The organism is Thiothrix eikelboomii (genome assembly GCF_900167255.1).
Classification (GTDB): domain Bacteria; phylum Pseudomonadota; class Gammaproteobacteria; order Thiotrichales; family Thiotrichaceae; genus Thiolinea; species Thiolinea eikelboomii.
In genome coordinates, this window is sequence record NZ_FUYB01000005.1 from 55,175 (window position 1) to 73,805 (window position 18,631).

The following is an 18,631-nucleotide window of genomic DNA, read 5'->3' on the forward strand; positions in this document are numbered from 1 at the left end:
GGAAACCTCGCTTAATTCGCTGTAGTGATGGGCTCGTCTTCGGCGAGGCTGACATAATTCAAAGTCCCAGTCAGATCGAGCAGTTCAATAATATTTTGATTGGCATAGCGTAAAATAGGTTTAACCCCAAAGCTTTGGTAATAGCCCAAAATAACCCGTGACCCTGCTGCGGTCACATAACTGACTTGGCGTAAATCAAATATGATCGGTGGTGCTACTTTAGAAACTAACGGAACTAAATTGCTCGAAAGCTCTTGATCTAAAACACCTTGTAGGGTGATCACCGTATGATCAGCTTGACGGGAAATTCGGATACTATTTTCGGTGATGCTCATACACCACCTGCGCGCTTTAGACCTGACAACGGGACTACATACAAAGTTTTGGCATCTAAAGTAACAATTTTAACTTCAGCACCAATCGGGCAATCCGGCCCTGAAACTAACCACTCACGCCCTTCTAAAATAGTTTGTCCCCGACGCTCAATAATTGGGCGAGTTAAACTAATGACTTTACCCACTAAATGTTGATGCTCGGTATGGCCAAATAAACTATTTAAGGCGGCTGGAATTTCGAAAATAAGCGGAGCTAATACCACAGACAACAGTATTAAGGGTAATTGCCAAAGCCAAGTTTTTTGTGGGCTAGCAAACATCATCACAGCGGTTAAACACATACCCAAGCCTAGCCACAATTGCCAGTCATCGAGTAAGCGCCGCTTATATTTAGACAGCAAACTATCCGATTCTTTAGCCTGCTGAGTCTGTTGGAAAAGAAAATAGTGGAGTCGTGCTTTGAGTTCTCCCGAACGAATACGGTCGAGGGTCGAGGTGAAAAGCTGACTCGCTTTGTTTCCATCCTTAGTATTGGCATTATCCCTGTTGACACTGGCTGTTTGTTGTTCCTGAGTTTCCATCGTCTTTGTCTAATATGCAGGTGTAGGGAGCAACCGAGTTATTCATTATCGTTTATTATTGCGCATCGCTTTAGCCACTCGGTCGAGAGTAGATGTTGGGATATATTGGTCTATTTTTCCCTCTTCAATTAAATCAGCTACTAGGCGTGCATCACTGATGATCGGTACATTCTCAATTTGAGCAATTTCGATCATTTTCCGCGCCATTCCTGCTTTACCAATCGCCACTATCACTGGCAAAGGTGTAACATCCTGCTCATAGTAGAGTGCAATCGCTAGACCAATGTCTATGATCACCAGACGAGCTGTCTTAATTCTGGCCTGAATGTCTTGTTCGGTGAGTTCGCGGCGCATGCCTTGGCGTGCACCCCGTACATGCGGGTCACCATAAGCATCTTTCATCTCGCGTTTAATCTCTTCTTTAGTCATGCGTTGATCTTTCTCGAACTGCATTCTTTGGAAGAGCAAATCCAGTGTAGCTAAAACAATGATTAAAGGTAGGATCATCATCATCAGCTGTTTCAACAACTCAGTCGTGATCTCTTTTTGGCAGGGGATATCACATTGTTTGATTTCATTCATATACTGAAAAAACCCCACATGCATGACAATATACAGTGCGATGCTAATGGCTAAAGTTTTGAGCAGCGAGAGTAAAGTATTCACTACCTGCTTCATAGAAAAAATCCGCTTAAATCCCTCACCGGGATTGACTTTACTAAGGCGTGGAATCAGTGGATCGAAGGAGAAAATAATACCGAACTGGACAATATTACCCAGAATACCCATGATAGTAGCGACGCCAATAATTGGCAAAACAATAGCAAACAAACCGATTTCTAACGTAATTTTGATCGCAGCACTTAAAGCTTGATTAAAAGGGAGGGTCGGTAGTTGATAGCTAATAATATAAAGTTCGGCCATTTTGGCGATGATCCAGTCACCCATCACCCACAAATAAATAGTTAGAGCTAATAAAATTAAAGCGCCAGGTATATCCTTGCTATTGGGGACTTGGCCTTTCTTCTTCGCATCCCGCAGTTTCTGGGGGGTGGCCTTTTCGGTTTTTTCGCTGCTAGTCTCCGCCATTCAATAGCCTACTGAGTACATTAAGATTTGCACCAAAATCTAAAAAGCTATCATGTAAATAACGACCAATGATACCGATATAAACAATTAGAATTAAAAACACTAAAGCGCTTTTAATTGGCATGGAGAGTAAAAACACATTGAGCTGCGGTAGATAGCGCCCTACTAAGCCTGTGCCTATATCAATAATCAGCATAATGCCAATAAAAGGACCAGCAATCAGTAAGGTCGTATACATCAACGCATCTAATTGCTTCACAAAAAATCCGGCTGTCTCTGGAGTTAAGTCAGGAAAAAACTTATCTAAAGGCCACACTTGATAGCTTAGCATTAGAGTTTGCAGGAGCAGCATAAAACCACCACTGGTAAACACTAAAGTGATCGCTAATTGTGCGAGTAAATTACCTAAGGGGGATACCATATTACCGATAGTCGGCGAGAAAAACATGCCAGTCATGGCACCGCGCTGCATATCCATGACTAAGCCAGCCCCGCGTGCTGCCCAAAAAGGTAGGCTCATGGCATAACCGAGTAAAAAACCGATCAAGGATTCTTTAAAAATTAATAAAACAAACATTGGAATATCTAGCGTGATTCCGGTGAGTTGATCTTTGGTTAACGGTAATAAAGATAAGGAAATCATTACCATCACACCATTACGAATCATGGCTGGAAAGATGGGCTGCGAAAAAACGGGAATGACACTGAAGGCCATCAAAATTCTGGGCGTGGTCAGAATTAAGGCGAGTGACCATGAGTGCCAAACGTCAATCATCGGTGCACCAAAGCAATTTGATCAAAGACGCTAATCGTATAATTATAAAGCTCAGGCCCCAGCCAACGGACAGTCACCCCAATCGCGACCATGACGGCGACTAATTTAAAACCGTGCGGTAAGGTTTGCTCTTGAATAGAGGTCAGTGCTTGAAACAAACCAATGATTAAACCGACTAAAGTTGCTACGACAATCGCTGGCATGGATAAATACAGTACCAGTTTCATGGATTGAGCAGTAAAAAATAAGAAACTATTCTCATCCATGTCAGGAGTAACTCAGTAATAAGCCATGAATCAAACGTGACCAACCATCAATCATCACGAATAGTAGCAGTTTAAAGGGCAAGGAAATCACCACAGGTGAAACCATAATCATGCCTAATGACAGCAAAATATTCGAAACAATTAAGTCAATAACGATAAACGGTAGATAAATTAAAAAGCCTACTTGGAAAGCTAAGGTTAGCTCACTGACTAAAAATGCCGGAATTAATACCAGCAGATGTCGCTCATTCACGTCTTTGGCGTATTTAGGTGGCCAAATTTGCTGAGTCGTTTTCACAAAGAAATTACGTTCAGCTTCAGATGAATGTTTGGTTAAAAAATTCTGCAAAGGTGTCGCACTTTGACTTAGAGCAGTGGTGAAGTTTGGATTTTGAATATCCGTGATTTGTACTCCTTGCTGCTGAAAGATTTCATGAGTCTCCATTGCGACTGGTGCCATAATATAAATTGATAAAATAATCGCAATGCCACTAATTGCCATATTCGGTGGTTCTTGTTGTAGACCTAGGGCGCTACGAGTTAATTGCATCACTACAACTAATTTAATAAAAGAACTAACCAAAATAGCTAAAAAGGGCGCTAAAGCTAATAAGGTGAGTACCCCAATTAGCAAAATTGGATTTGGAAAAGTCGTTTCCATTGCTCACTAACCTGTTTTAGAGCGATTACCGAATAGGCTCAAAATACGCACCCCAATTCGTCCGCTAATATCGACTAGCTCACCTGTACCGATTAATTTATTCTGAGCTCGAATCTGAACAACTTCAGGTAAACTTTGTGAGAGATCAATGACATAGCCGGGGCGTAGTTGTTTGACTTCATTGAAAGACAAGGTTTTTTGCCCTAAGTCGAAGGATAATTGCACGGGTAGTTGATTGATTTGTTGAACGCTTTGTTTTTGATCATTGTCGCTCATAATATTCCAGTCCGTCGTAATAGTGATCTGCCGGTTTGGTTCAGCAATGAGTTGAGCTCCACAGTAGAGCAGGGTGTTTAAACGCAGACGAATTAAACCATCCCTACGGAAACCATTATTATCTAATAAAATAATATCCGAGGGTTCGAAATGATTAACTTCTTGTACCGAAACAGTGGCGGTACCTATTTCTAAAAATAGATTAGCCTCCAAGTTTTCCCATTGTAATTCGGTATCTGAGGGCCAAAAGCGTAAACGCTCTTGAATCAAAGGATAAAGCCGCTCTTCTACCATTAATAAGCCCCGAATTAGGGTCATTTGTTCTTGTTGATGCGCATTGCGCTGGCCTTCAAGGAGTTCAAAGCTTAGGGGTAGGGCATACAAGTTACTGTTTTTGTCGGCAGACAAGGATTGAATTTTTATTTTGCTGCCTAAGCCATTTTCAATGCGGGTAATCAGAGGGTCTAACGCATTTTCAGCAAGGGCTATACCTAAATTTTCCGGCAAGCGAGCCAACATACCTTCTGGAATATAACTACGAATTTGATCTAATAACGGCCATTCAGATAGCCATAATCCTGCTGTGGTATCACCAATCCCTAAAGTAAGACCAATGGGAAAGACTAAGTTGCTATTAGGTTCGGCAGGGAAAATTTGTAGGCGAAATGCTTTATTTTCGCTAAGAAAAAAGGCAAACGGCTGAGTTTTAGTCAGCAGTAAATTGTTCATGCGCACGGCTGCAGGTGTCCATGAAGGCGGTGCGAGGAGCTTAAGCGTTATCCGGCGGCGTTCATCAGTCATTGTTATTATCTTTATGGCCTACCATGTCCAGACCCATACCCAGCACTGTTGCTTTGAACAGGCCGGCTGGTACATTTGTGAAAGATCGAGCAACTGGCTTATAAATTATTTTATAAGCCGAGTTTATAACTAAGTATTCTGAGCTGCAACTTACACCGTTTATCTGCATCAGCGCACGACCGAGCCATCGTCATCCCAAGCCTGTAAGCGAGTAGTATTCGGATCAGAAACCACTGCACCTAGGTAATAGCCACTTAACTGACCGGTGGTGAGATAACTATTATTGGTAAAGTCGACATTAATTTTACCGATGCTACTACTCCAGAATTGGTGATGACCGTCTTCAGTCTGGCCTAAATACAAGGCATTCCAACCTTGGACGGCGCTGCTGTTATCACCGGGTAAATCAAAATAATAGCCATTGCCCGGAATCAGCTGATCACCCTTACTTGGGTCGAATAAAGCAGTTTCACCGGCTAAATTGCGAATCCCATTAATATTAATTTCACCTGCCTCTGCCGTTCTGACTTGGGCGATATAGCCGCCATCAAACTGGGAAGCATCGTATTGATCAAACCAAGAAGCCAGCATCAATTGCCCCGCATTACGGTTAAAGTCATCCGCACCAATCGTATCTAAGCTAGCTTTTAAATTGAGTACTGACATTGGGCTAGCACAATCAAAGGCATAGGCTTGGCGATGGTCGAAAAGGTCATTAATGGCATCAGAAGCTTGAACAGTTTGGTTTTGATCATTGCTGGTACGCATTAATAAATAGCGATTACCCTCACGTTCAACGACTTCCCAAAATTGATTGCGCTCTAGCACTCGCTCTGTGCCCGTTAAACCATTGGCACTGGTAAACTGACGTAACTCCGGTTGAGCTAAAGCTGCATCTTTGATGCTCACGAGCTGATCAGTAAATTCCCAACCTGTCTCAATGGCTAGGCCGTTTTTCAGCATATTTTCACGAAAACGTAACTCATACATATCATTGCTGCTTAAGGTGCTACGTTTTAATTCTTGTCCTGCTGAGTTCTGGACAATCAGCGTATCGCCGACTGTTAACTTCCCGTCTTGATTGCGCCCATCTAGCACGGCTACTGTAGTTTTAGTGTCGCCGAAACTGCTCTGCAAAATACTTTGCTCGGTTTGACTCAAGCTTAACGGTGTAGCGGGTTGAGCTTGATTGGTGGGGTCTTGGTGCTGATTGAGTTGTTGCATGAGTTGTTGTAAGAGCTGCATCACCAAAATCATCATTTGCATCTGTTGAGTTGACTCACTGAGCAAGCTAGACCCTGCTGACCAATTAAAGCTATTGCTGAAATTCAGGTTTTGGGTGTTGTTATTGGCTTTGGTTGTTTGAAAATTTTTTGTAATGGAGATGGCTGTTGTCATAATTGCTATACAGCTCCGCTAGTCTAGTTGTTATCTATTCTGTGTTCGCAGCCACAGAATGCTTTTATTGTGAGGCTATATTTTAAAACCCTTCTAGGGTAGCAACACCTTAATAAGCTGACGAGTGGTAGCACTTGACTGACAGTATGCCTAGGGCTTGTTTTCAGTTTTAGCTATGCTGTTGTTGAAGCAGAGTGTGGTTAAGTCTCATATCATCCTAGCGGAGTCTGTTACTCCGTCATTTTGATGCGTTCATCTGGGTGTTATTCGACCTACTGACTTATTTTTGGAATCATTGATACTATAGAAAATACTTAGGCTGAATTAGTAATGTTAGTAAGAATACTCATTGTTTGTTTGTTGCTACTAACAAAAGCAGCATGGGCTGCTCCGTTAACTTGGAGTCAGCAGGCCTACTCGCATTTTTCTGATCAAGAGCCTTTAGTTGATCTTTTACAGACTTTAGCCTCCACCCAGAAAGTGCCGGTAGTGCTTAGTCCCCAAATTAAGGATGTGGTGAGTTTGCACTACAAACAACAATTGCCGGAGGTTATCTTCGATAACTTGGTTAAAACCTATGGTTTAATTTGGTTTTTCGACGGAGAGACTCTGTATGTCTATAAGGAAAATGAGGCACAGCGTGGTTCGGTCAGCTTAGAAAAAATGACTCCGCAAGCCTTTACCACCGCGATGAAACGCTTGAATGTATTGGATAGTCAGTATCATTGGGAGGTGTCCGAAGTAGATAATATGATCTATTTCACAGGGCCAGAGCGATTTGTGAGTTCAGTCTTAGACATGGCAAAAATGATGGATAACCAAAAGCTTGAGCGCCCACAAGTGTATAAATGGATAGATGCGAAGGGACAAGTAAATTATAGCAATGAGCGCCCTACATCGACCAATGCTGAAGTGAACAAGGACGTGGCTACTAAAGAGCGTTTCCCCGGTTTTGATGTGGTGGATGTCATTAATCGCTAAGTTTTTGTGTTGAGTTGTGCTTGTGAAATCATTAGCTCACCACTTTACCTATAAAAAAGAGCCTCAAACAATATGAGCATGCAGCACACCCCTTATCTATTGAAAGTGCTTAGTGGCAGCAATGCTGGTGCTTTAGTTCGCTTAAAGGTTGCTGAAGTTGTTATCGGCAAATCCATGTCTAGCGATATTATCTTGCATGATGAAAATATCGCTGATCTGCACCTTAAGTTAAAAGTCGATGAGGAAAATATCAGTTTAGAAGCACTTGCTAAGCCTGTGCTGATTGATAATAAAGAAGTTGATTTAGGAATACATCCACTGAAGCCCTATCAAGTGGTGAGTTTAGGCAGTATCGACTTTTTTATCGCTGATGTGCGCAAACCCGGCCGACGTGGACATGAAACCAAGTTAAACGAACCCTTAGTTCCGCCGATAGTAAAAGCAACAGCTAAGCCTGCTGAGGCAATCAAACTAGCAGGTGCTTCGACTCTAGGTTCAGCACCGATGCGGGTTAAACCGAAATCTAAAGCCTTGGGTTGGACTTTATTAGCCTTAGGTTTAGGTCTATTGTTATTGGCTAACTTATTATTTTTTAGGCCATATATTAGTGGTATTGCAGAGAAAGTTGGTTTAAGCGAGTCTGCTGAGCAGCGCGCTGAAGACTTAGTGAAAAAATTGCAGCCGACTAATCTCAGTGTGATTCGTGACCCAGATGGTCGTATTGCTATCACTGGTTATGTTCAAACTCGCGATGATAAGCGTGAATTGATGAATCAGGCTTTATTAGCGGGGAATGGGATCAATTATCGGGTATGGGTACGTGAAGACTTGGTTGCCAATGCTACCCAAGTGGCGCGTGCTTTAGGCCAATTAGATTTATCATTTAGCAACCTAGAGGAAGGTAAGCTCGCTGCGCATGGTTATGTGAGTGATGAAGCGGATTGGGCGCAAATCAAAGCCAATATCATGTCCGATGTCAGTGGTATTCAATCTATTGATGATCGTTCTGTCCAAACCCTAATCAAACGTAAAGAAGCTTTGGTACAGTTTATCGAGAAAAAAGGCCTGTCTAGCCGTGTTAAGGTTACTATCGAGAACGCACGTATTAAAGTTGACGGCGAGTTGACCCAAAACGAACTAAAGCGCTGGGTTGCTCTGTATGATGAATTTATTCAAACCAATGGAGTTGGCCCGACTATCGTTGAGAATTTATATAACGTTCGTGATCGCCTCAAGCTAGTGATTAGGAGCGTGAGTGTAGGGGAAACACCGTTTCTAGTTTCAAAAGACGGCAAGAAGTACATGGAGGGCTCGAATCTGGGAAATGATTATTTTATTAAAAAGATTACTCCAGATCATGTGCTCCTTTCAAATAATGGTATCGAAATACCAATGTATTATGGTGTAGAGGATAAACAATGATTTTACAAATAGAGCAAAACCTCAAAAATGATATTTCCGGTATTTACAAGAATGAAATTCTTGAGAAATTTAGTCAGGTAGCGTCAGAAGTTCGGTTTGAGTTAAATCAGGGGGTAGAGCCAGCAGAATATGAAAAGTTAAATAAATTTCTGCAAGCTCTAGAAGCGGGTTCGGAGGTAGTGGAACAGGTCTGGTCCCAAAAATAATGGGAAGTGACTTGGCATGGAGCGCAATGCCTCTCAGTTTATAATTCCCTGCGTTTGATGTAGAAGTCATCGGGAATGTTATAATTTTTAATTAGGAGTTAATTCATAATGGCAACAATTGATACTAGTTCATTTACAGATGCTATTAGTAAAATGCAAGAAACCAACAATGCTATGTTACAGTTTCAAGAGCAATCTGTAGCAGAGAATAGACGGTTTAGTATTGAAAGCACTACACTTGAACATGAAGCCTCTGTTACTGAAAGAATGCAAGGTATCATGCAAACATTAGCTCGAAATTCATCTAGCTAATAACTAATTAAGTAAGGCATGGCACTACATCTGTGATGTAGTGCCATTTTAAGAGTAATCTTGCATTAATAAAGAGAAAATAATGAAAGCAACGACTGAAATTCTTCAACTATTATCTGAAGTAGGGTACATGGCCTGTTTTAAAGGTGATTCAGTACGTTCTCAAGCAATTATGGAGGGTGTTGATGCCATTGCTAGAGAGCAGTCATCTATTAAAATGGGGGTAGCGGTAGCAAAAATGTATGCGGGCGATATGGATGGTGCTATTTCTATTTTCCGTGATCAGGTTTTAGCAAAAGAGCCTGACCACATGAGTGCTAAGTGTTTCTTAGGGATTGCCTTAAATCTTTCGGGTGAAGCGGATGAAGCACGTACCTTGTTTGAAGAAGTATCGTTGCGTGGTAACTCAGACGAAAAAGGCATAGCTGATTTTTATTTGTCTAAGTAGTTAAAAACTAGGATATTGCCATGGTAGATCCAAGCTTATTGGGTATTCAATTACCCACTCCTAATACTCAGGTCACTCCACAACCTTTGCCTAGCCCTGAGGCTGCAGATTCGACACGCTTTCAGGATCTCTTAACGAATATTGGTGGTCAAGGGGGGCAGATAGACTCTCCTTCTTTGCGTGATCAGCCCGTTTTGCAAAAAATTAATCCTACTCAAACTGAGAATACTTCAGGTTTTACGGATGCTTTTGTTGAGCGCGTGACGGGCATGGATAAGTCCTATCATTCAATTATGGATCAGCTGAAAAATCGCCCACAGCTTGGGTCTTATATGGATGAATTGAAGAGTAGTCATAGTGGCAATTTACGGACTTATCCGAGTGTTTCTGGTAGTGCGGATAGTCAAGTTACACAGCTAAAAGACATGATGGATAGCATGCGTAACGGTAATATGGCAATGCTAAATTATGAGCGTGATGTGAATACTTGGGCGATGAATTTTCAGATGTGGTCTTCTGGAGTTGAATTAGCCTCCTCTATCGTGTCGCAACTCTCAAGAGGGTTCCAAACACTCTTTAGAGCCAGTGGCTAATTATTAATTTAAGAAGGTTGCAATGAAAATAAATACAATAAAAGGCATTCCAGCAATTTTTCTGTTTACACTCCTCGCTTTATCTGGGTGTAAGACGGATTTATATAGTGGCTTAGCGGAGCAGGACGCCAATAATATGTTGGCGATTATGTTAAACCAAGGTATTTCAGCTGAGAAAATTGTTGATAAAAAAACCAATACTTATACGCTTAGTGTAGATAAGTCGAGTATTCCGGTCGCAGTGAGATTATTACAGGAGCACGGTTATCCTAAAGAGAAAGTGTTTTCAGTCAATGAAATGTTTCAGAAAGATGGCCTAATTTCCTCTCCCACCGAAGAGCGGGCGCGCTTTATTTTTGCTTTATCACAAAGTGTACAAGAAACCTTAACTCAAATTGATGGGGTATTAGTAGCTCGAGTGCATGTAGTCTTGCCAGAAACAAGTGCTTCAGGGCAACAAGTCAAGCCTTCCTCAGCCTCAGTATTTATTAAGTATCATCCGGCTTATGATTTAGAAAGTATGAAGTCTGAAATTAAGCTGATTGTAGAAAAAAGTATTGAGGGTTTAACTTATGATAAAGTTTCAGTAGTTATGGTACCTGCACAGTTGAATAAAATTGAAAAATAAGCTAGTTAAAGATTGAATATGATTCGACCTTATCAGAAAAAAGACTTGGCTACCCTAGCTGAAATATATCGTTTAGCTAGACCTTATGAGTTTAGCTTTGAACCTTATCAGTTTGAGTTCAAAAGTTTATTAGATGAAACCGATAATTTAAAGCGGTTTTTTCAATCTAATATTCTAGTCGTGGAAGAACAAGGTCAAATCAAAGGTTTTGGTGGCTATGTACATGATTACATTGCTTGGCTTTATGTTGATCCAAGATTTCATCGGCAGAAACTAGGTCAACGCTTATTAAAATATATGCTGGAAAAATTAAAGCACAAAAAATTACTGCGCATTTCTATTGTTAAATCTAATCTTGCTGCCCGTGCTTGCTATGAGTCTTTAGGCTTTCGTGAGCAGGAAACTTTTTATGTTAGTTTTCAAGGTCAAGCTTTAGAAGGTTTAAGGATGACGCGCAAGCTTTAAATAAGGGTTTTGTCCCTTAATAGGGCGAGTTCTAAATAATTTTAAGAGCCACATATATTGTATCGGATGTTGTCGAACCAAGGCCTCAAAACGAGCATTCATATTAGCCGCATCTTCTTGTGGATCTAAAGCACCGAAATCATCTAAAGCGGGTTCGATCTTGATTTGATACTGGCCGGTTTGTTCGTCGAAAAATGCCATAATTGGAAAAGCACAGGCACGCCCTAGCTTAGCAATGCGCGCTGGTGTGGTTAATGTGGATTTTTCGGTACCAAAAAAAGGTACAAAGACAGAGTTTTTTTCACCGTGGTCTTGATCAGGTAAGAAGAATAATAGCTTACCCGGCTCTAAAGAGCGTACCAATTTAATCATCCCTTCTTCACGTGAAACTACAAACTGAACATCTCGCAGGCGACTGCGCATAATGAGCCAGTTAAACACGGGGTTTTTAAAGGGTTTGTAAGAGCCATAGGCTTTGAATTGCTCACCAATCGCAACAGGTGCAAACTCTAGCCAGACACTATGCCCTAGGAGTAGGATAATATTTTGCTGTTGTGCAATGGCTTGCTCTAAGTGCTCAGCACCGAAGAGTTGGATTCTTTGATAGAGCCAAGTGCGAGAGCGAAAAAATAATAAACTGTAGTCGAGTAAAGCCGCTGCGTATTCTTGCAAATGCTGCTGCGTAAATTGCTCGCGTTCAGCCACTGAGAGTTTAGGAAAAGCAAATTCAAGATTGATTAAAATAATTTGGCGGCGTTTAGTATTATATTTATAAATCACGCTACCTATCCGTTTAGCTAACCAGCGCCTAGCTTGCCAAGGCAACAACGCAAATAAACTTAAACCACCCACCGCCCACCAACTCGGCCAGTAGCGGGGGTGGAGTAAATGGGAGGGGAGTTGACTCGAATTAGGCACAGGCTGACTCAAAATGCAGCTGTGTTAAGACGCGCACAATTGACTTGATCCGTTTGCATCCGGGTTTCAAACCAAGCAGCCGCTTGTGCAACCGCAGCCCGTTTACCTTTTAAGCCAAAGTCGATCTGAAAGCGGTTTTCTGTACTCGGTAAACTCGATAGGCGTACTTCAGGGAAGGTTTGTAATAACTCCTCCATCATCGGAATGAGTTCGCTTTCAGGCGCATTTTCTAGCATCCAGCGCTGGTCAATCGCGGGTTCGGTATCATGAAACTGTCGATAATGAGTATCTAATACCCATTCAATCATTGGCCATGCCATATTGGGAAAACCGGGAACGAAGTGGTGATTTAAGACTTTGAAACCTGCAATCTGATTGATTGGATTAGGAATTAAGCTTGCACCATCCGGTAAATCAGCCATGCGAATCCGATTGGGATAAGCACTTTCCCCAAAGCGGCGCTCAAGAATGGCTTGGAGTTGAGGGTGGCGAATTAAACGCCGTCCGAAGGCCGCCGCTGCGCATTGTCGAGTTAAATCATCTGGCGTTGCCCCAATCCCTCCAAAGCTAAAAATGATTTCTGGCATTTGTATGGTTTCATTTAAAGTTTTGATCAGTAAGGGATACTCATCGCCCACCATCCTTACCCAAGCTAAGGGTAGGCCTCTGACTTGTAGTAGGGTCAAGACGGCTGCTAAATGCCGATCTTGGCGCGAACCGTTTAATAATTCATCTCCAATGAGTATCAAGCCCACTTTGCCATTGCATTTCATTGTTTTGCCCCTTGGTCTTGTGCGCGTTTTTGGGTTAATTCTGCCTGCTTTTGCAGCATCTGACCATTCCAATCTGACGAAGTTTCCGCCCAGCCTTGAGTATGTTGTTGAATCAAATCACAAAGCATTTGGATATGGCGATAATTCGTATTTAAAGCAGGGACATATTGATAAGCTTGCCCGCCAGCTTTGAGGAAAATAGCTCTATTTTCGACCTGAATTTCTTCCAAGGTTTCTAGACAGTCAGCTGCAAACCCCGGACAAATGAGGTCGACTGATTTAATACCTTCTTTAGCTAGGCTGGCCAAGGTTTTATCCGTATAAGGTTGTAGCCATTCGGCCTTGCCAAAGCGGGATTGGAAGGTAACTCGATATTCATTCGAGCGTAAATTCAAATTTTCTGCCAATAATCGGGCGGTTTTTTGGCATTCACAATAGTAAGGATCGCCCAAGTTTAAATTGCGCTTTGGGATGCCATGAAAGGACATGATTAAGAGTTCACCGCGTGGATTTTGATTCCAATACTCAAATAAACTCTGGGTTAATGCCTCAATATATCCCGGATGATCATGATAATGACTGATGGTGCGCAATTCAGGCATCCAGCGCCAGCGTTTTAATTCATTGAAGGTCGCATCAAAGGTGGTCGCGGTGGTAGCAGCACAATATTGCGGATAGAGTGGCAGAATCAGTAAGCGCCGTACCCCTTCCGCTTTAAGTTTTAATAAGCTGTCACGAATCGACGGATTGCCATAGCGCATCGCCAATTCAAGTTTCACCGGACCTTGGAAGCGACGTTCTAATTCCTTCTGAATCGCCGCTTGCTGTTGGCGAGAAATAGTTAATAGCGGTGAGCCTTGTTCAGTCCAGATTTGTTGGTACTTCTGGGCACTCACTGCAGGGCGTTTGGGTAGGATGGCTAAATTGAGAATCGGATACCACAACCAGCGTGGGATTTCGACCACACGGGGATCAGACAGGAATTCATGTAAATAACGGCGCAATGAGGAAGCATCCGGGGCATCCGGTGTCCCTAAGTTGACTAAGAGTACACCAGTACAGTCAGCCTTACCGTGGAAATAGTCTTGTTCGTTGATAAATCGGCTCATGGTATCATCCTTCTTTTCGACACGAAGGATACACCATGCAGCCTGACCTGCAAGCAATTGCACAAAAGATACGTGAGATAGCGCGTGCTGAAATTCTTTCACGTTTTGAACGGGTGGGCTATGAGTTCAAAGATGACGGTAGTGTACTCACCGAGGCTGATTTAGCCGCTAATCAAGGTATCACTGATTATCTACAAGCCCATTATCCTGAAATACCGCTACTCAGTGAGGAAATGGATGAGGCACAGCAGACCCGTTTACTGCGTGAGTCTTCCGTTTTGTGGTGTTTAGACCCACTCGACGGTACGAGTAATTTTGCCTCCGGTATTCCATTATTTGCGACCTCCTTGGCTTTATTTCAAGCAGGGCAGGTGGTATTGGCGATTACTTATGATCCCTTTCGGGATGAGTTATTTACCGCGAGTCGTGGGCAAGGTGCTTATTTAAACGGTAAACCTTTGCGCTGTCGACAAACGGGGTTCAAGTTAAAGCATGCAGTCGCTCTAGTTGATTTCAAGCGCTTACCAAAATTAATGCAATGGGTATTATTGGAGCATACACCTTATGGCTCACAGCGTAATTTGGGGGCGAGCACTTTAGAGTGGGCTTGGATGGCCGCCAATCGGGGGCATGTTTATTTGCATGGTGGTATGAAGCTCTGGGATTTAGCAGCGGGCAGTTTAATTTTAGCCGAAGCCGGTGGATATTCCTCAGGCTTAAACGGTGAACCCGTGAGTTTAGTCAACTTGGCGCATAATTCAGTCGTTGCCTCACCTGATCATGAGCTATTTACGCAGTGGCTGGCATTTTTACAGACTTATAATGATCATGTTTAAACGATCTAAACAGTCTGCGCCCATCGGGGTATTTGATTCTGGCCTCGGGGGGATTTCGGTATTACATGAGATTCACCGCTTATTGCCGCACGAAGACTTGATTTATATTGCTGATTCTGGGCATGCCCCCTATGGTAGCAAATCAACCACTTATATTACTCAACGTTGTTTGCAGCTCAGTCAGTTTCTTTTAGGGCAAGGGGCAAAAATGTTGGTGGTTGCTTGTAATACTGCCACGGCTCATGCTATTGACACTCTGCGCCAGCAGCTAACGGTGCCGGTGATTGGGATTGAACCAGCGGTCAAGCCTGCAGCGCGTTTAACCCGCACGGGCGTGATTGGTGTATTAGCGACTCAGCAAACGGTACAAAGTCAACGTTTACAGCGTCTGATTCAAGAGTATGCCAGCGGTATCAAAGTGGTCACCCAAGCCTGCCCAGGCTTAGTCGAGCATGTCGAACGTGGTGATTTTTCCAGCCCAACCCTGAACAGCCTACTTGAGCGCTATACTCAGCCTGTGGTTGAGCAAGGGGCTGATGTCCTCGTCTTAGGTTGCACTCATTATCCGTTTCTAGTAGCGAGTTTGCGGGAGCAGATTGGCTGTGACATAACCATTTTAGAAACCAGTAATGCCGTTGCTTTGCATGTTCAGCGTCTATTGGATAAATATGCTTTAAATAGTCGTACAGAGCAGTCGGGGTTAGTCTACTTTTATTCCAGTAAAGATGAGGCAGTGCATTGGCAAAGTATGCAGTTGCTTTGGCAGCAAAACATTGATCACGCGATGCTGCCTGAGCCTTATTTAACTATACCTGCGCAAATGCCTGTTCAAGATCAGCAATAATATCAGAGATATGCTCAATCCCAACGCTGATACGAATCGTTTCCGGGCTGACACCTGCCCGTAATTGTTCTGCTTCAGTTAATTGACGGTGAGTGGTCGAAGCAGGATGGCAGGCTAAGGATTTGGCATCCCCAATATTCACCAAGCGTTTGATCAATTGCAGTTGATCATAGAATTTCACGCCAGCATCAAAGCCACCTTTAATCCCAAAAGTTAACAGTGAGGCGGGTTTACCTTGGAAGTATTTTTTGGCGAGGGCATGATACTTGTCAGTGTCTAAGCCAGCAAAATTTACCCATTCGATTTTAGGATGAGCTTGCAAATATTTAGCAACGGCTAAAGCATTATCACAGTGGCGCTCCATGCGTAAGCCTAAAGTTTCTAGACCTTGCAGCGTTAGGAAAGCATTGAACGGGGATAAAGCTGAACCCGTATTCCGCAGTGGTACAGTACGAGCACGCCCAATAAAAGCGGCTGCCCCTAAGGCTTGGGTATAAACGACACCATGATAAGCCGGTTCTGGCTGATTTAAGGTCGGGTAGCGGTCTGGGTGTTGCGCCCACGGAAATTTACCGGAGTCGACAATAATCCCACCAATAGAAGTACCATGACCGGCAATATATTTGGTCAAAGCATGCACGACAATATCTGCACCATATTCAATCGGATTACAGAGCATCGGGGTAGCAACGGTATTATCGACAATCACCGCCACGCCCTGTTGATGAGCCGCGATCACAATCGCTTCAATATCAACGATATTACCCGCCGGATTGCCAATCGTTTCGCAATACACAGCTTTGGTTTTGGCATCAATCAGTTTTGCAAGTGCTTCGGGGCTATCGTTGTCCGCAAAGCGCACTTCAATGCCTTGTTTAGGCAGCATGTGCGCAAATAGAGTGTAAGTACCCCCATACAATTGCGGAGTAGTGACAATATTATCACCGGCCTCAGCGATGGTTAGAATCGCATAATTAATCGCTGCCATACCCGAGCTAACCGCTAAGGCCGCAATCCCACCTTCTAAGGCCGCTACCCGTTTCTCTAGTACATCATTGGTCGGGTTCATAATGCGTGTATAAATATTGCCGGGAACGGCTAGATTAAAAAGATCCGCACCGTGTTGAGCATTATCAAATTCATAAGCAACGGTTTGATAAATGGGTACGGCAACGGATTTAGTTGTCGGGTCAGTCTCATAGCCCGCATGAATAGATAGGGTTTCTTTTTGCATCAAGCTGCTCCTTTGGGGGTAAAATAAGGTCTCTCTCAGGGGTGATTTTGCACGGTTTCTAGCAGTTTCACCACTGAGGTGACTCAGGTTATTTAGAGCACTAAGATGACTGAGATTGCTGAGGTTAATGGCTCTTCAACTGTATTAACCTAGGTTAGCGCTAGGCATCAGTGCCTTAACTTAAAAAGATGCGTAGGGCAATTAAAATTAAGACTAACCCTAGGGCTCGTTCTACCCAAAGCTGATGCTGCTTCAGCCAAGCCAATAAAGGACCACGCGAGAGGACTAGGGAAACCAAGATATACCAAAGCCCATCGACCATAATAATCGTCAGTACAAAAAGAGTTTTAGCGTCTTTCCCCATCCCTACATGAATGAATTGGCTAAATAAAGCCAGAAAATACAAGCCAATTTTGGGATTGAGTAGTGCGATCATAAAACCATCCCGCGCCGCATCCCAAAGTGAAGCGGTTTGCTGGGTTTGGAGTCCAGCATGCGCAGAGCTGCTATGGGGTTTAGCTAACAGTCCCTGTACCCCAATCCACAATAAATAGATCGCCCCTGCATAACTAATCAGCTGAGTAAGGATGGGGGATTGTTGGAGCAATAAGCCTAACCCCAATACCGACAGCAAAGCATAGACCCCAACCCCCAAGGCATGGCTCACTGCAGTCACGACCCCATGTAAAGCGGAATTCTGGAGGGTTTGGCGCAAAACGACGGCCAAACTCGCACCGGGAAACATAGCACCCATTAGGCAAACTAGGAGTAAAGAGAGCCAAGTGGTAACAGTCATGAAGCACCTACAAGCTGAGCGAGCTGCCTACTTTAGCGATTCAGCCCATTGACTCACAAGTGTACTGCATTAAAATTGATTATCTGTCGCTAAATAGGTGTGGGGTGGCTGGTAATATTTGAAAAAAGTCCCTGCGGCGCTGTCTTTACCAAAAATACGTGGCAAGTTTAAACCTACACCGACATAAGTATGTCGTTCGGGTTGATCCCAATGCCCCTTATCGTAAGTACGGAAGCCGCGTGTATAATAGCCTGCCTGTAATTCTAAGTACTCTAAAGGTGTGCCCTTCAGGCGTGCAAAACCATCGCCTTTAATGGCAATCAAATGCTTCATCCCCGAATAATCGGCCGCTGCATCAAATTTGCCACTAAAGCCCGGTGAGGGCCAATACTCCATGCGCAGGTCAATCCGTTCACCCCATTCAGGGTGGTTGGATAACCACCAAGAAGCACCCACGCCCACCGCATCTGCAATAAAATCCTCACCGGAAAACCCGTACTTAGATGAACTGGCATCGCCCACTTCAATTAAGGTCATGGCGGCTAGAGCGGCTATGGCTGCTTTATCTTCGGGGTGAGTGACTTGGTGACGTTTAAAGTCCCATAGTAATCCTTCCGTGAGTAGATAGGACATATATAAATGGCCGGTCTTATCCGCGCCGCCTGCATGGGTGTCTGCACCAAACCAACCTTCTTGTTTAAATTTCGGTGAATGTTTAAACCAATCCCATTTACTGACCCCCCATGCTGTAAATGCGCCAGCGGCTAACCCAAAATCACGGGCGACAGCTCGATCAGGTGGGCTTAAGTTAGTGCAACCCCCTAAGCTCAAGAGGGTAAGGATTGAGAGCGATAAACTAGGCAAGCGCATCAGTCAGATCATCC

Annotated in this window: 24 protein-coding genes; 10 read left to right on the forward strand and 14 right to left on the reverse strand. The window is 43.4% G+C overall.

Annotated elements, in window-relative coordinates:
- Positions 1-11: 11 nt before the first annotated feature.
- From B5D50_RS07330 to B5D50_RS07365, 8 genes are all read right to left on the reverse strand, one after another.
- Complete coding sequence (locus B5D50_RS07330) at positions 12-335, reverse strand: STAS domain-containing protein (protein WP_078921945.1); 324 nt, start codon at positions 333-335, stop codon at positions 12-14.
- Positions 332-916: an NfeD family protein gene (locus B5D50_RS07335; RefSeq protein WP_078921946.1), complete on the reverse strand. Its 585-nt coding sequence runs from the start codon at positions 914-916 to the stop codon at positions 332-334. The genes B5D50_RS07330 and B5D50_RS07335 overlap by 4 nt, the downstream gene beginning before the upstream one ends.
- Before the next feature lie 45 nt (positions 917-961).
- Positions 962-2,005 carry an EscU/YscU/HrcU family type III secretion system export apparatus switch protein gene (locus B5D50_RS07340; RefSeq protein WP_078921947.1) on the reverse strand — a complete coding sequence of 348 codons (1,044 nt, stop codon included), beginning with the start codon at positions 2,003-2,005 and terminating at the stop codon, positions 962-964.
- Positions 1,992-2,780, reverse strand: coding sequence for a type III secretion system export apparatus subunit SctT (sctT, locus tag B5D50_RS07345; RefSeq protein ID WP_078921948.1), 789 nt, complete (start codon positions 2,778-2,780; stop codon positions 1,992-1,994). Before sctT ends, B5D50_RS07340 begins: the two co-directional genes overlap by 14 nt.
- Positions 2,777-3,046 carry a type III secretion system export apparatus subunit SctS gene (sctS, locus tag B5D50_RS07350; protein WP_078921949.1) on the reverse strand — a complete coding sequence of 90 codons (270 nt, stop codon included), beginning with the start codon at positions 3,044-3,046 and terminating at the stop codon, positions 2,777-2,779. Before sctS ends, sctT begins: the two co-directional genes overlap by 4 nt.
- Position 3,047: 1 nt before the next feature.
- A complete protein-coding gene (gene sctR, locus B5D50_RS07355) occupies positions 3,048-3,707 on the reverse strand; it encodes a type III secretion system export apparatus subunit SctR (protein WP_078921950.1) in 660 nt (219 codons plus the stop codon).
- A gap of 6 nt (positions 3,708-3,713) precedes the next feature.
- Positions 3,714-4,784 (reverse strand): type III secretion system cytoplasmic ring protein SctQ, encoded by a 1,071-nt coding sequence (gene sctQ, locus B5D50_RS07360; RefSeq protein ID WP_078921951.1) that lies wholly within the window; start codon positions 4,782-4,784, stop codon positions 3,714-3,716.
- Between the two features lie 168 nt (positions 4,785-4,952).
- The gene (locus B5D50_RS07365; protein WP_234975828.1) at positions 4,953-6,182 is read right to left on the reverse strand and encodes a hypothetical protein; all 1,230 of its coding nucleotides are present in this window, start codon (positions 6,180-6,182) and stop codon (positions 4,953-4,955) included.
- Between the two features lie 330 nt (positions 6,183-6,512).
- Here B5D50_RS07365 and B5D50_RS07370 point away from each other — a divergent pair, with 330 nt between their 5' ends.
- The 8 genes from B5D50_RS07370 (at position 6,513) to B5D50_RS07405 (ending at position 11,237) form a co-directional block, all read left to right on the forward strand.
- Positions 6,513-7,163, forward strand: a complete 651-nt coding sequence (locus B5D50_RS07370; RefSeq protein ID WP_078921952.1) for a DUF4124 domain-containing protein — start codon at positions 6,513-6,515, stop codon at positions 7,161-7,163.
- Positions 7,164-7,235: 72 nt separating this feature from the next.
- Entirely contained in the window at positions 7,236-8,585 is a 1,350-nt protein-coding gene (gene sctD / locus B5D50_RS07375) for a type III secretion system inner membrane ring subunit SctD (RefSeq protein ID WP_078921953.1), read from the forward strand.
- Positions 8,582-8,791 carry an EscE/YscE/SsaE family type III secretion system needle protein co-chaperone gene (locus B5D50_RS07380; RefSeq protein ID WP_078921954.1) on the forward strand — a complete coding sequence of 70 codons (210 nt, stop codon included), beginning with the start codon at positions 8,582-8,584 and terminating at the stop codon, positions 8,789-8,791. The genes sctD and B5D50_RS07380 overlap by 4 nt, the downstream gene beginning before the upstream one ends.
- Positions 8,792-8,899: 108 nt before the next feature.
- A complete protein-coding gene (locus B5D50_RS07385; protein ID WP_078921955.1) occupies positions 8,900-9,103 on the forward strand; it encodes a hypothetical protein in 204 nt (67 codons plus the stop codon).
- An 82-nt stretch (positions 9,104-9,185) separates the two neighbouring features.
- Positions 9,186-9,551, forward strand: coding sequence for a tetratricopeptide repeat protein (locus B5D50_RS07390; RefSeq protein WP_078921956.1), 366 nt, complete (start codon positions 9,186-9,188; stop codon positions 9,549-9,551).
- Positions 9,552-9,571: 20 nt separating this feature from the next.
- Positions 9,572-10,144, forward strand: coding sequence for a hypothetical protein (locus tag B5D50_RS07395; RefSeq protein ID WP_078921957.1), 573 nt, complete (start codon positions 9,572-9,574; stop codon positions 10,142-10,144).
- A gap of 22 nt (positions 10,145-10,166) precedes the next feature.
- Positions 10,167-10,772: a type III secretion system inner membrane ring lipoprotein SctJ gene (gene sctJ / locus B5D50_RS07400; RefSeq protein ID WP_078921958.1), complete on the forward strand. Its 606-nt coding sequence runs from the start codon at positions 10,167-10,169 to the stop codon at positions 10,770-10,772.
- A gap of 18 nt (positions 10,773-10,790) precedes the next feature.
- Entirely contained in the window at positions 10,791-11,237 is a 447-nt protein-coding gene (locus B5D50_RS07405; protein ID WP_078921959.1) for a GNAT family N-acetyltransferase, read from the forward strand.
- On the opposite strand, the gene B5D50_RS07410 is transcribed toward B5D50_RS07405, so the two are convergent.
- From B5D50_RS07410 to hemH, 3 genes are read right to left on the reverse strand one after another with little or no spacing between them, the layout of a single operon-like run.
- The gene (locus B5D50_RS07410) at positions 11,214-12,155 is read right to left on the reverse strand and encodes an LpxL/LpxP family acyltransferase (protein ID WP_078922128.1); all 942 of its coding nucleotides are present in this window, start codon (positions 12,153-12,155) and stop codon (positions 11,214-11,216) included. The two genes, B5D50_RS07405 and B5D50_RS07410, sit on opposite strands and share 24 nt — an antisense overlap.
- Before the next feature lie 8 nt (positions 12,156-12,163).
- Entirely contained in the window at positions 12,164-12,928 is a 765-nt protein-coding gene (locus tag B5D50_RS07415) for a competence/damage-inducible protein A (RefSeq protein ID WP_078921960.1), read from the reverse strand.
- Complete coding sequence (gene hemH, locus B5D50_RS07420; protein WP_078921961.1) at positions 12,925-14,037, reverse strand: ferrochelatase; 1,113 nt, start codon at positions 14,035-14,037, stop codon at positions 12,925-12,927. The genes B5D50_RS07415 and hemH overlap by 4 nt, the downstream gene beginning before the upstream one ends.
- 35 nt (positions 14,038-14,072) lie before the next feature.
- Here hemH and B5D50_RS07425 point away from each other — a divergent pair, with 35 nt between their 5' ends.
- Both B5D50_RS07425 and murI read left to right on the forward strand, forming a co-directional pair.
- Positions 14,073-14,873 (forward strand): inositol monophosphatase family protein, encoded by an 801-nt coding sequence (locus B5D50_RS07425; RefSeq protein ID WP_078921962.1) that lies wholly within the window; start codon positions 14,073-14,075, stop codon positions 14,871-14,873.
- Positions 14,866-15,717 carry a glutamate racemase gene (gene murI / locus B5D50_RS07430; protein WP_078922129.1) on the forward strand — a complete coding sequence of 284 codons (852 nt, stop codon included), beginning with the start codon at positions 14,866-14,868 and terminating at the stop codon, positions 15,715-15,717. Before B5D50_RS07425 ends, murI begins: the two co-directional genes overlap by 8 nt.
- Here murI and B5D50_RS07435 read toward each other — a convergent pair.
- The 3 genes from B5D50_RS07435 to B5D50_RS07445 form a co-directional block, all read right to left on the reverse strand.
- Positions 15,680-16,951 carry an O-acetylhomoserine aminocarboxypropyltransferase/cysteine synthase family protein gene (locus B5D50_RS07435; protein WP_078921963.1) on the reverse strand — a complete coding sequence of 424 codons (1,272 nt, stop codon included), beginning with the start codon at positions 16,949-16,951 and terminating at the stop codon, positions 15,680-15,682. The genes murI and B5D50_RS07435 overlap by 38 nt on opposite strands.
- 175 nt (positions 16,952-17,126) lie before the next feature.
- Positions 17,127-17,747 (reverse strand): LysE family translocator, encoded by a 621-nt coding sequence (locus tag B5D50_RS07440; RefSeq protein ID WP_078921964.1) that lies wholly within the window; start codon positions 17,745-17,747, stop codon positions 17,127-17,129.
- A gap of 69 nt (positions 17,748-17,816) precedes the next feature.
- Positions 17,817-18,617: a DUF2279 domain-containing protein gene (locus B5D50_RS07445; protein WP_078921965.1), complete on the reverse strand. Its 801-nt coding sequence runs from the start codon at positions 18,615-18,617 to the stop codon at positions 17,817-17,819.
- Positions 18,618-18,631: the final 14 nt, after the last annotated feature.